Below are 11,977 nucleotides of genomic sequence, written 5' to 3'. Positions count from 1 at the left end.
GCGCCGCGGCGTTGCCGGCCGCGGGCGGCACCGGGGAGAAGGTCGCGCCGCCCGCCGCCCCTGCGCTGGCACCGGACGCGTCGGCCTCCGGCGATGGCGTCTCGACCGCCTGCCCCGCGCGCTGGCGCAGCCGCTGCAGCGCCCGCGTGAATTCATCCGGCGCGATCGGCTGCAGCCGCGCCAGCAGCTCGGCCTGCTTGTCGAGGTTGGGCGCGATGTCGATGCCCGCCTCCTCGGTGAAGGAAGGGGCCAGCCCGGGCGTAATGAACACGGACCACAGCCCCGAATCCGGATGCAGCCCCGGCGGCAGCCGCAACGGCTCCGCGCCCGCAAGCGCCGGCTGCGGGGCGGCGGGCAGCAGGTGCACCTGCTGCAGCTCGTGCAGATGCAGCGCCTGCAACCGCTGCACGAGCTCGTGCGCCTCGGACACCGGCACCGGCGCGGCCAGCGGCAGCCACAGGTCGAAGCCGTCGCGGCCGTTCACGGAGAAGCCGGCTTCGGGCAGGTCCAGCGCCTCCATCAGCCAGCGCGCCAGCTGCAGCATCGCGGCGCAATGCGCCGCGCCCTGCCCCCGGGCCAAGCCGTGGAAGCCGATGCCCAGCAGCCGCGTGCAGCCCTGGGCATCCACCGGCTGCAACTCCAGCCAGCCCTCGCCGGCGAGCTGGCGCTGCAGCGCGTACAGGGCACTGTCCGCACCGGGCGCGGCGCCCTCGGCCGGGGCTTCGATGGGCAGGTGAAAGAGACGGCGGAGCTCGGAAAGGAGTCGTTGCATGGAAATGGGATCTGGGGATGACGCGCCGGCCCGGCGGGCGCTCGCGCCGGCGCCCTCCAGTGTGATGCCCGCCGGGGCCGCCCGGCCTCAGGCCGGCGCGGCAGCCGGCCGCGGATGCGCCTCGCGGATGGGCAGGTTCACCAGCGCGGCGGCCAAGGCCAGCGCGGCGTCGGCCCACCACATCCACGCGTAGCTGCCGGTGTGGACCACGGCCAGCCCGCCCAGCCAGGCGCCGAAGAAGCCACCCACCTGGTGGCTCAGCAGCGTCAGCCCGAACAGCGTGGCGAGGTAGCGCGTGCCGAAGAGCTTGGCCGTGAGGCCGGCCGTCGGCGGCACGGTCGCCAGCCAGGTTGCCCCCAGCACCACGGCGAAGAGGTAGAAGGTCCACGGCTCCTTGGGCGCGGCCAGGTAGACCAGCACCGCGATGGCGCGGGACGCGTACATCCAGAACAGCAGCATCTTCATGCGCACCCGGTTGCCCAGGGCGCCCGCGCCCAGGCTGCCGGCGATGTTGGCCAGCCCGATGAGCGCCAGCGACGTGGCGGCCACGCCGCCCGGCAGCCCGCACAGCGCCACCTCGCCCGGCAGGTGCGTGACCAGGAAGGCGATGTGGAAGCCGCAGGTGAAGAAGCCCGCGTGCAGGCACCAGTAGCTGCGGTCGCGCAGCGCGATGCGCAGCTGCGCGCGCAGCGGCATGTCGCCGGACACCGTGGCAGCGGAGGCCGCGGGCCGGCGTTCGCCGCGCAGCCACCAGGCCATGGGCGCGGTGGCCAGCGAGGCCAGCGCCATCACCCACAGCGCGTGCATCCAGCCGAAGGCCGACATCACCGCCTGGTTCAGCGGCGCGAACAGGAACTGCCCGAAGCTGCCGCCGGCGTTGATGAAACCGCTGGCGAAGGCGCGCCGCTGCGGCGGCAGGTGCTGCGCCGTCGCCCCGATGAGGATGGAGAAGCTGCCCGCCCCGGCGCCGGCGGCGCTGAGCACGCCCAGCGCCATGATCAGGCCCCATTCGCTGGTCACCTGCGTGGTCAGCGCCATGCCGGCGGCCAGCATCACGGCGCCAAGCACGATGACGCGCCCGGGCCCCCAGCGGTCGGCCACGGCGCCGAACACCGGCTGCGCCGCGCCCCAGACGAACTGGCCCACCGCCATCGCGAAGCTGATGGTGGCGATGCCCAGCCCGGTGTGCGTGTTCAGCGGCGAGACGAACAGGCCCAGCGACTGGCGCGCGCCCATGGTGATCATCAGGATCGCCGCGGCCACGCCCATGAACAGCCACGGGCTGCGGGTGGCGGTGGCGTGGGCGGGCGTCACGCCGGCGGCGGACGTGGTGCTCATGCGGCTTCTCCTTCGGGCCTGAAGGCCGGCGTCACCGTGTCCAGCCAGTGGTGCAGATCGGCGACGGTGGCTTCGCCCAGCGTGCGGTTGACTTCCTGCTGCGCGCGCAGCCAGTGCGGCCGAGCGGCCTCCAGCGCCGCCGCACCCTGCGGCGTGAGCAGCGCGCGGCGCACGCGACGGTCCTGCGCGTCGGACGCCAGCGCCGCGTGGCCCTGGTCGATCAAGGGCTTGAGGTTGCGCGTGAGCGTGGTGCGGTCCATGTCCATGCGCGCCGCCAGCTCCGTCACCGGCATGCCCTCGGCGCCGGCCGCGTGTCTAAGCACGCTCAGCAGCGAGTACTGCGTGACGCGCAGCCCCGCGGCGGCGAGCTCGCGGTCGTACACCGCCGTGATGCGGCGGGTGAGCCGGCGCAGCCGGGCACAGGTACAGCCCTGGGGCAAGGCCGGCGGCGACGCACCGGCAATCGGAGGAAACATGGCAGGCATCCTTTTGAGTGCATATGCACGTATTCAGCTTAGCACGCAGCCGCCTGCAGGCTCCGGCGGCAAAGACCGTGTTGGAAGCGCGTGAAACCGTCGCCTCGCCAAGCCTGAACGCGGACCGGGAAAGAGGCCGGCCCGGGGCTTGAGGGACTCAGGCGCGTGCCCGTTGCGTTGGCTTCCGGCTGCGCGAAGTGGCTGGAATGCCCCTCTGTTCTCTCGCAGGCGTGCCACCCGTGGCTTCAAGGTGTTCTTGGCTTCAGATAACGGAAGTAATCAAAGGTTGATTTTTCTGGCAGGAAATTGCCTGCGCATGATGCCGGTGGCGCAGACCATTGGGTGACAAGCACTTGGAAGCGCCCCATGGCGCGGATCAGCCCCTGGCCTTGTGCCATCGAGGCGCTTGGCCGGACCCGCATGGCGCCGCGTTCGCCGCCATGCGGGCCTGCGCTCTGGCTCAGTACAGCGTCCGGCAGCGGATCGTTCCTTCGACCGTGCACAGCTGGTCCAGCGCGACCTTGCTGGCGTCGGCTTCCACGTCGATGACGACGTAGCCGACCTCCTCGTTGGTGCGCAGGTACTGCGCGGCGATGTTGATGCCGGCCTGGGAGAAGCGCTCGTTGACGGCGGCCATCACGCCCGGGACGTTGCGATGGATGTGCAACAGCCGGCAGCGGCCGGTGTGCTCGGGCAGGCTCACCTCGGGAAAGTTCACGGCGCTCACGGTGGAGCCGTTGTTGCTGTAGCGCAGCAGCTTGGAGGCGACTTCGAGCCCGATGCTGGCCTGCGCCTCGGCGGTGGAGCCCCCGATGTGCGGCGTCAGCAGCACGTTGTCGAAGCGCGTCAGCGGCGAGCGGAACGAGGTGTCGTTGCCCTTGGGCTCCTGCGGGAAGACGTCGATGGCGGCGCCGTGCAGGTGGCCGAATTCCAGCGCGGCGCTCAGCGCGTCGATGTCCACCACCGTGCCACGCGAGGCATTGATGAGGTGCGCCCCCGGCTTCATGGCCGCGATCTGTGCGGCACCGACCATCCACTGCGTATCGGGCGTCTCCGGTACGTGCAGCGTGACCACGTCGCTCTCCGCCAGCACGGCCGCCAGCGAAGGCAGTTGCCGCGCGTTGCCCAGCGACAGCTTGGCCTCGATGTCGTGGAACACCACGCGCATGCCCAGGTGCTCGGCCAGCACGCCCACCTGCGTGCCGATGTGGCCGTAGCCGACGATGCCCAGCGTCTTGCCGCGGACCTCGAAGGAGCGCTCCGCGCTCTTGAGCCACTCGTTGCGGTGCAGGGCCGCGTTCTTGTGCGCAATGCCGCGCATGAGCATCACGATCTCGGCCAATACCAGCTCCGCCACGCTGCGGGTGTTGGAAAAGGGAGCGTTGAACACCGGGATGCCGCGCCGCATGGCCGAGCGCAAGTCGATCTGGTTGGTGCCGATGCAGAAGGCGCCGATGGCCGCGAGCTTCGGCGCGCGCTCCAGCACCGCGTCGGTCAGCAGCGTGCGTGAGCGGATACCCAGGAAATGGGCATCGGCAATGACCTCGATCAGTTCCTCGCCGGCCAGGGCCCTGGGCAGGCTCACCACCTGGGTGTAGCCGTCCGCCTGGAGCAACTCGACGGCACTGGGATGGATGCCTTCCAGCAGCACGAATTTCAGCTTGTGCTTGGGCATGGACAGGCGCGGAGACGATGGTTTCTGTGATGGCGTGGACATGGTGCTGGTGCGATGAGTGCTGGGTGGCGATGGCGGGCAAGGGCTGTTCCGGTGTGGTCGCAAGAGCGTCCACCGTGCAGGGAGGCCTCGCCGAATCGTCCCTAGTAGGGACGATCGACATTGAGGACAGCTTGGGCATCGCCACCATGCCCTGGCAACACACCACCACTGTCTCGCGGAAAGCAGTCCACCGGAAATGGCCGAGGGGTGTCGGCGCACGCCTGATCGTCCCTACTAGGGACGATCGACACGGGAACGGGTTGGCCGCTTGGCAGCATTTCTCGCATCCCGCGTCATGGCTGAGGGACGACGCTCGTCCCGACCGGCTCAAGACAGGAGATGGGTATTGAGTGAGCGGCTGAACTCCACGGATGCGCCAAATCGTCCCTACTAGGGACGATCAACGTGACCCGGGCTGGTGGCTGGAGCGGTGTCCCAAGCAGCCGGTTTCGAGCCAACAAGACGGAGCTGCCCTCCCCCTGGAACACGAGGTCGGCGCGCACTACATGAATCATTGAGAGATCGTGCGTCCCCGATCGTCCCTAGTAGGGACGATCGCCCGCCCACCGCAGCCGTGCCCCAACGAAAAAAGCCTCCGGCATTGCTGCCGGAGGCCCCTTGCCGAAGCCGTCGCGCTTACTGCGATTCGGTCCGCAGCCGCAGGTAATTCATGATCGCGTTCACCGCGCCCTCCGCTTCCGCCTCGTCGGAAAGCTTGATGGCCACACGCGAGCCCTTGACCGAAACCATCGCGAAGACGCGGTCCTGGTGCATCACCCGCAGCTTCTGAGTGCCAACCACCGCGGACGGCGCCGCCCCACGCTGGGCTTCCGCCTGGGGCACGGCCTCGCCGGCCAGCCGCGCGGCAAGCTGCTTGATCACCTCGTCCTGCGTCGCGCGCTCGTCCACCAGGGCGCGCACGGCCTCGACCACCTGCTGCGCATGGTCCGGCACGAAAGCGACGAGCTTTTCGGCGCCATTGGCACCGAGCGCCGCCGGCCGGGTCTTGAGCAGCTCGATCGCCTCGGCCGGCAGCCGCGCAAAAGAGAAGAAGCGCGCCACCTGCGACTTGCTCCAGCCCGACTCGCGCGCCAGCTCGGCATAGGACAGGTCCTTGGACTTCTGCCGCTGCGCGAACCCCAGGTATTTCTCGTAGTCGCTGAGCGCGGGCGCGAGCAGGTTGTCGAAGAACACTAGCCGCTCGGCCTCGTCGTCCGACAGCGCGACGACAGACGCGGCGATCTCCTCGCGCTGCAACTGCTCGAAGGCCGCCTTGCGGTGCCGCCCGGCGATGAGCTCGTAGCGCCCGTCCGCTTTGCGCCGCACCACCACCGGCGAGCTTTGCGGGTTCTGGCGCAGGTTCTCCGCCAGCGCCGCAACCCGCGCCGGATCCAGCCCGCCGACGTGGAACGGGCCTTCGTCGATCTGGTCCAGCCGCAGCTGCAGCGGCGTGCCGCGCTCGGCGCGTTCCTCCACCTCGCGCAGCAGGGCGATCGGCGCCGACACCGAGCGGTTGCGGCGCGGCCCGGGCTCCGCCGGCTTGGACAGGATTTGAGACGTCAGCTCACTGAGCAGGGACTTTCCGGATGCCATGACCTCAACCTCAGGCCTGCTTGGACGCGCGCCACAGCGTGCTGCGCGTCATGTGTTCCACCAGATCGACTGCCTTGTCGTAGGCGTCGCGCGCGCGCAGCAGCGTCTTCTGGCTGCCCACGTACTTGGAGATGTCGTAGACCGTGTTCAGGCTCATGCCGCCCACGCGCACGGCCGCCGTCTCCGGGATCTCCAGGTTCAGCAGGTGGCGGCCGAAGCCGTCCTGCATCCACTTCAGGATTTCCTTGGTGTGCAGCTTGGTGTTGTCCACCTTGCTCGGCACCACGCCGATCCATGAATAAACCTTGCTCGCCAGGCCGCGGTCGGTGCCGGCGAGCTCGGCCATCATCGAGAAGAACTGGCCCGAGCTGGTGAAGTCCAGCCCTTCGGGCGGCAGCGGCACCAGCAGCGCATCGGCGGCCCAGTAGGTGGTCATGGTCAGGTACGACAGCGCCGGCGGAGTGTCGATGATGATGAAGTCGTACTCGTCGCGCGGGCCCAGCCGCAGCGCGTTCTCCAGCACTTCCAGGAACAGGAAGTTGGGCTCCACCGAGTTCTTCATCAGCGCCGCCTGCTGCCGGATGGGCAGGAAGAACTCACCGGCAAAAAGCGAGGAGTTGCCCGGCACCATGTCGATGCCATCCCAGTAGCTGGGCTTGATCGACTCCAGCAGCGTGGAGCGCGCACCCTCGCGGTCGCGTGGCAGCATCAGCGGCATCACGGTCTCCTCGGCGTCGAAGTCCGTAGGCGTGAGGCCAAACAGTGTGGTCAGCGAGCCCTGCGGGTCGTAGTCGATGCACAGCACCTTGTAGCCACGCAACGACAGCCCCTGGGCCAGGGACATGCTCAACACCGTCTTGCCCACGCCGCCCTTGAAGTTGCCCACCGTGATCACCGCGCCCTGCTGGCCCTCGGTGCGGTGATGCATCGAGCCTTCGGCCCGTACCCAGGCCCGCGCGTCCTCCAGCGTGAACATGCGGTTGCGCGAGGCCGAGGCGCCTTCCTCCGACAGCGCCTTCTTGCCCGCACCGGTGGGCAGTCCGCGCTCTTCAGCCCGCTGCAGCAGGCGCTTGAATTTCTCGTAGGACATGCCACACAGCTCGGCCACCTGCGCGGCATTGAACACCGGCGCGGCCTTCGTGCCCTGAGGGCGAAAGATGACCTGCTTGATGCGCTCGTTCAGGTCCGTCACGCGCTCGCCGAGTTGCTGCAGGTCCTCCATGGACACCGAGCTCGCCGCGGCCATCGCGTCCTGGGACGGGCGTTGCTGGGCACGATCCTGGGCCACTTCCATACTTTTCCCTCACTGGTTCGATCGACAGGGCGCACTGTAAACCAGGCCTCTGTCCGCAGAAGGCATCCCGCACCATCACTCAACCGCGCAACCGTCGTTTTTGTCTTTTCACCAATTTGACGGTCGCCGAAGCGGCATGCAGGGGAATCAAGTCGTCGCAGCCCTGGTTACGGGCCTGCAAACCCCAAAAAAGCTCACCCGAAGCCGGATGGCCCCCACCCGCCGCCCAGGGCGAGCGCCCCATGGGCCGCGTGACCCGGAACACGAGCGCGTGCCACCGCCAAGACTTCCCTTTCCCACCCCGGCAGGCCCCAAAAGAGCTCACCTCAGGAACCGTTTTGTTCCCCAAATCGGCTCACCTGAACCAACGCTGAAAGTCCTATGAACGCCCCAAAACCGCTCACCTCGCCACACAGGGAGGCTGCAAGGCACGCCCCCAAGAAAGCTCACCCCAACCGAATTGCACGCCCCCTCGCCAGACGGACCCAAGCCGACCGGCCACCAGCGCCGTGACCACGCAGGCACCCGTCTTCGAACCTTTGGCAAGTCCTTCGACGGTCCGCGCAAGCAGTCGCGTCACGCCGGCCCACAGGAACATATCCACTCACCCGCCAGCCCAAAAGCGCTCACCTCAAACGTGAGCGTGGGACATATCCACTCACCCCAAGCCCCACAAAGGCTCACCCAAGTCCCCAAAGCGGCTCACCCGGAGTGCTAAAACTCCTTCACTGACAAGTACTTGGCGAGGCATCAATCCTCAAGGTTTCAATTCCGATATCTCAAACTCTTCAAGGCGGCCGATCCCGAATCGAGGATGTGGAAGCCCAAAACCGTGCCAGCGGTACTTCCGCACTGGTTGCCAGGTGAGGACCGTTGACCCGGGCGCACTTATCGCTCACAGTCGCTGCCCGCTTTTTCCGGAGCCACCTTGAAGAAATCCGCCCCTTCGCAAGCCGAACTGCCGTTGAAGACCCCAACGGCCCGCGCGCGCAGGGACGCTGCGCAAAAGGCGATAGCCGAACCGACGCAGGCCTCCGCACCGGCGTCCAAAGCCAGGACGACGTTGCTGCCAGCCGCAACGCCGGTTCTCGGCGGGCGCGGCGCCATGGTGGTCAAGCCCGTGGAAACCATCGCGCTGCGGGTGACCAAGGGCAAAGCCACGCTGCTGGGGCGCCGCTTCTGGAACTGCCTGGTCAAGCACGCGCAGGTCCACAGCCCCAATGCCGACAACATGTACGAGATGCCGGTGGCCCAGCTCCGCAAGCTCGCCGGCTTCGACAGCAAGAACATGGAGGTGCTGGCCACCACGCTCACGGAGCTGCAGACCATCGCCGTGAACTGGGGCGACAGCCCCAAGAACTTCAACCGCGAGTCCTACCGCTGGGAAAGCGCCACGTTGCTGAGCTATGCCTCCATCCGCAAGAAGGCGGGGGAGGTGCCCACGCTGGTGTTCGACTTCCATCCCGCGGTGCGCCCCTACATCCTCAAGCCCGAGGTCTATTCGCTGATCTCACTGGAGATCCAGCGCCGCTTCCGCACCGTGGGCGGGCTGGTGCTGTACGAGATCGGCGAGCGCTACCTCTCCAGCCCGAACGGCCTGTCGGCGCGGCTGCACTGGACCGAGTGGCACCACATCCTCACCAGCCGCGGCCGCGATGGCGGTGCCAAGGGCAAGGCACCGGAGTGGAAATACTTCAAGCGCGACGTGCTCGACCCCGCCGTGCGCGAGGTGAACAAGGAGCAGGACAAGTTCAGCATCGACTACTACGTCGCCAAGGCCGGCCGCTTCACCACCGACCTGCAGTTCGTGGTCAAGGCCCGGCGCAAGGCCCTGTCTGCGCCGGCCGACTTGGAGCAGTGGCAGCTCGAACGCCTGGCGCAGTGGGGCGTACCCGGCACCGAGGCGGCCCGGCTGCTGGAGCGGCTTGCTCCCGCCGACCGCGTCAAGGTCATCGAGACCGTGGAGCGCCGCCTGCAAAAGAGCGAACAACTCGGCGACGTGAAGAGCATTCCCGCCTACCTGCACACCGTGGTGACCCAGGGGCTGGACAACGGCGCCTTCAGCGGCGAGTTCCCCGACGTGCCGGATGCACCCCTGAAGGACTCGGCCCCCTGGCCCGAAGAGGCCCGGCCACTGCCGCCCATGGCCCCCACGCCGGCCTACGTGCCCGAAGCGCCGGCGCCGGCCAGCACCGTCCCGCTGTCCGCCCGCGAGCCCCAGCCCGCCGCTGCCCCGCTGGCTGCGCCCGCGCCCTCTGCCTCCGTCCTGCCCGTAGCTGCTTCCACGCCGGTCCAGGAGCCCTGGATGCTGGCCAAGGACCGTTTCCTGGCGCTGCCCGACGCCGAGAAGGAGCGCTGGTACGCCCGCTACGAAGCGGAGCGGGTGGGGCCGCAGTCCGTGCTGGCCGCGAGCCCGGATTACGGCCGGCTGCCCGAGGTCCGGATCTGGCGCGATTTCCAGAAGGCGCGGCAGCTCAATCCGGCAGCCCGGCTCGGCACCTCGGCGCTGGTGTATTTCTCGAAGTGGCTGGCGCCGGTGTGGGCGGCTGAAGGCTGGCTGTAGCGCCGGGTACGGCAGCGGCGCGCAGGCGTTAAAAAGGCGCCCTCCCTCCTCACAGGAAGCGCCATGTCCAACAGCAAGAAACCCCGCTTGACCGCTGCCGACTTCGATCCCGAGGTCCTGCGCCTGTTCGACCAGTACGTGCACGGTGGCATCGACCGGCGCGGCTTCCTCGACCGCGCTTCGCGCTACGCCGTGGCCGGCGGCACCACCGCGGCCGGGCTGCTCGCCGCGCTGAGCCCCGACTTCGCCGGCGCCCAGCAGGTCGCGCCCGGCGACGCGCGTATCAAGGGCGAGCACCTCGAGTTCGACTCGCCGTCCGGCTACGGCAAGGGCCGGGCTTACGTGGTGCGGCCGGCGCGGGCCGCGGGAGCGCTGCCGGTGGTGCTGGTAGCGCATGAGAACCGGGGACTGAATCCGCATATCGAGGACATCGCGCGCCGCCTGGCGCTGGAGAACTTCATCGCCGTGGCGCCGGATGCGCTGTTCCCGCTGGGCGGCTACCCAGGCGACGAGGACAAGGCGCGCGAGCGCTTCGCCCAGCTCGATGCCGCCAAGACGCGCGAGGACTTCGTGAGCGCCGCGAAGTGGGCACGGGGCCTGTCCGGGGGCAACGGCCGCCTGGGCGCCGTGGGCTTCTGCTGGGGCGGCGGCGCCGTCAACGTGCTCGCCACGCGGGTGCCGGAGCTCGTTGCCGCCGCTCCCTTCTACGGCCCGGCACCGGCGCTGGACCAGGTGAAGAACATCAAGGCGCGCATGCTGCTGGTGTTCGCCGAGAACGACGAGCGCATCAACGCCTCCTGGCCGCCCTACGAATCGGCGCTCAAGGAAGCCGGCGTGCGCTACGAGGCCTACAAGTACCCCGGCACGCAGCACGGCTTCAACAACGACACCACGCCACGCTTCGACGAAGCCGCGGCGCGCCAGGCCTGGGGCCGCACGTTGGCGCTGTTCAACGCCACGCTGCGCGCCTGAGCCGGGGCCGCGGCGGCCCTGACCAGCCCGGGTAAGCGGCTATTGCCGCGCCCGCGTCGATGCGGCTTTGATGTGGGGGCGCCCGGCGCGCGAGCCGGGCCCTGCCGGTGACTTCCTCAACCTGCCGTGGCCGCCCCGCATGGACCTCGAAGCCCTCATCGCCCCGATCTCCCCCGAGCAGCCCTGTGGCGCCGATCTCTCCTTCTGCACCGAGATCGACGCCATCCGCGAGATGCGCCGAGAGGACGACCCGACGCTGGCGCAGGGCGCCTGGGTCACGCCGCTGAAAACGGCCGACTGGGCCGGCGTCGCGCACGCGTGCGAGTCGCTGCTGCTCACCCGCTCCAAGGACCTGGCCGTCGCCGGCTGGCTCACCGACGCCTGGGCCCGGCTGCGCGGCTTCGAGGGCCTGGCCGACGGCCTGGCGCTGTGCGCCGCGCTGGTCGAGGGGCATTGGCCCGGGCTGCATCCACAGCCCGACGGCGAGGACCAGGAGGCGCGCATCGGCTGCCTGTCGTGGCTCGCCGCCCGCGTGCGGGAGCTGGCCAGCCGCATCACGCTGGCCGAGGACGAGAGCCGGCGCTGGAACCTGCTGGACGTGGACGCGGCCCGGCAGCGCCGCAGCGCATCCGCGTTGGAGGAGGGCGCCGAAGCCGCGCCCGATGAGGCGGCGCCCTGCCTGCCGGCCGTGCTCGGCGCCGTGGCGGCCGGTGGACGCGCCGGCTTCGCGGCACGCCTGGAGTCCATCACCGGCGCCTACACCGCGCTGCTGCGGTTGCAGGCCGCGGTGGACGCGCGGCTGCCGGCCGACGGCCCGTCCTTCGCCGCGGCACGCGCGGCGCTGGAGCAGGTGGCCGATGCCTGGGCCCGGCTGGGGCGCGACGCCGGCGTGGCGGACGAAGTGCCTTCGAACAGCGCGGCCACCTCGGCGCGGGCGGGCGGCGGCGTCCTGGCGCCGGCGGCTTTCACGGCGCAGGGACCGATCCGCTCGCGCATGCAGGCGCTGCAGCAGTTGCGGCAGGTGGCGGAGTACTTCCGCCAAGCCGAGCCGCACAGCCCGGTGGCCTACCTGGCGGACAAGGCGGCGCGCTGGGGCGAGATGCCGCTGCACGAGTGGCTGCGCGCGGTGGTGAAGGACGGCGCCGCGCTGGCGTCCTTCGAGGACATGCTGGGGGTCGAGCCGCGGCAGCCGCAGGCGTGATCACGGCGCCTGCCCGGCACCGACTTCGGCGCCTACCGCCTGCCTTGCGAA

The 11,977-nt window shown here is 69.5% G+C and carries 9 protein-coding genes; 3 read left to right on the top strand and 6 right to left on the bottom strand.

What is annotated here, in order from left to right; genetic code table 11:
* The 6 genes from Q0741_RS20865 to Q0741_RS20840 all read right to left on the bottom strand — a co-directional run.
* Positions 1-772, bottom strand: a 772-nt coding sequence (locus Q0741_RS20865; RefSeq protein ID WP_298235116.1) for a hypothetical protein, incomplete at its 3' end; no start/stop codon positions are given.
* Between the two features lie 87 nt (positions 773-859).
* A complete protein-coding gene (locus tag Q0741_RS20860) occupies positions 860-2,110 on the bottom strand; it encodes an MFS transporter (protein ID WP_298235115.1) in 1,251 nt (416 codons plus the stop codon).
* The gene (locus Q0741_RS20855) at positions 2,107-2,586 is read right to left on the bottom strand and encodes a MarR family winged helix-turn-helix transcriptional regulator (protein WP_298235114.1); all 480 of its coding nucleotides are present in this window, start codon (positions 2,584-2,586) and stop codon (positions 2,107-2,109) included. The genes Q0741_RS20860 and Q0741_RS20855 overlap by 4 nt, the downstream gene beginning before the upstream one ends.
* A 460-nt stretch (positions 2,587-3,046) precedes the next feature.
* A complete protein-coding gene (gene serA / locus Q0741_RS20850) occupies positions 3,047-4,261 on the bottom strand; it encodes a phosphoglycerate dehydrogenase (RefSeq protein WP_298235113.1) in 1,215 nt (404 codons plus the stop codon).
* Between the two features lie 678 nt (positions 4,262-4,939).
* Positions 4,940-5,896: a ParB/RepB/Spo0J family partition protein gene (locus Q0741_RS20845; RefSeq protein ID WP_298235112.1), complete on the bottom strand. Its 957-nt coding sequence runs from the start codon at positions 5,894-5,896 to the stop codon at positions 4,940-4,942.
* Positions 5,897-5,906: 10 nt separating this feature from the next.
* Entirely contained in the window at positions 5,907-7,184 is a 1,278-nt protein-coding gene (locus Q0741_RS20840) for a ParA family protein (protein WP_298235111.1), read from the bottom strand.
* A 1,111-nt stretch (positions 7,185-8,295) separates the two neighbouring features.
* Between Q0741_RS20840 and Q0741_RS20835 the strand changes: the two genes are divergently transcribed.
* The 3 genes from Q0741_RS20835 to tssA all read left to right on the top strand — a co-directional run bounded on the left by Q0741_RS20835 (position 8,296) and on the right by tssA (position 11,926).
* Positions 8,296-9,753, top strand: coding sequence for a RepB family plasmid replication initiator protein (locus tag Q0741_RS20835; protein ID WP_298235110.1), 1,458 nt, complete (start codon positions 8,296-8,298; stop codon positions 9,751-9,753).
* A gap of 63 nt (positions 9,754-9,816) precedes the next feature.
* Positions 9,817-10,725, top strand: coding sequence for a dienelactone hydrolase family protein (locus tag Q0741_RS20830; RefSeq protein WP_298235109.1), 909 nt, complete (start codon positions 9,817-9,819; stop codon positions 10,723-10,725).
* A gap of 139 nt (positions 10,726-10,864) precedes the next feature.
* Complete coding sequence (gene tssA, locus Q0741_RS20825) at positions 10,865-11,926, top strand: type VI secretion system protein TssA (RefSeq protein ID WP_298235108.1); 1,062 nt, start codon at positions 10,865-10,867, stop codon at positions 11,924-11,926.
* Positions 11,927-11,977: the final 51 nt, after the last annotated feature.

Source organism: uncultured Azohydromonas sp., from assembly GCF_937926365.1.
Taxonomy (GTDB): Bacteria; Pseudomonadota; Gammaproteobacteria; order Burkholderiales; family Burkholderiaceae_C; genus Azohydromonas.
Note: the sequence above shows the minus strand (reverse complement) of the source record. Positions and strands in the feature narration are given on the sequence as shown.

What these genes read in the sequence shown, in the direction of transcription:
- tssA (WP_298235108.1), top strand. Translation starts at nt 10,865, where the DNA reads ATGGACCTCGAAGCCCTCATCGCCCCGATCTCCCCCGAGCAGCCCTGT.
- Q0741_RS20860 (WP_298235115.1), bottom strand. Translation starts at nt 2,110, where the DNA reads ATGAGCACCACGTCCGCCGCCGGCGTGACGCCCGCCCACGCCACCGCC.
- Q0741_RS20855 (WP_298235114.1), bottom strand. Translation starts at nt 2,586, where the DNA reads ATGTTTCCTCCGATTGCCGGTGCGTCGCCGCCGGCCTTGCCCCAGGGC.
- Q0741_RS20835 (WP_298235110.1), top strand. Translation starts at nt 8,296, where the DNA reads ATGGTGGTCAAGCCCGTGGAAACCATCGCGCTGCGGGTGACCAAGGGC.
- Q0741_RS20845 (WP_298235112.1), bottom strand. Translation starts at nt 5,896, where the DNA reads ATGGCATCCGGAAAGTCCCTGCTCAGTGAGCTGACGTCTCAAATCCTG.
- serA (WP_298235113.1), bottom strand. Translation starts at nt 4,261, where the DNA reads ATGCCCAAGCACAAGCTGAAATTCGTGCTGCTGGAAGGCATCCATCCC.
- Q0741_RS20830 (WP_298235109.1), top strand. Translation starts at nt 9,817, where the DNA reads ATGTCCAACAGCAAGAAACCCCGCTTGACCGCTGCCGACTTCGATCCC.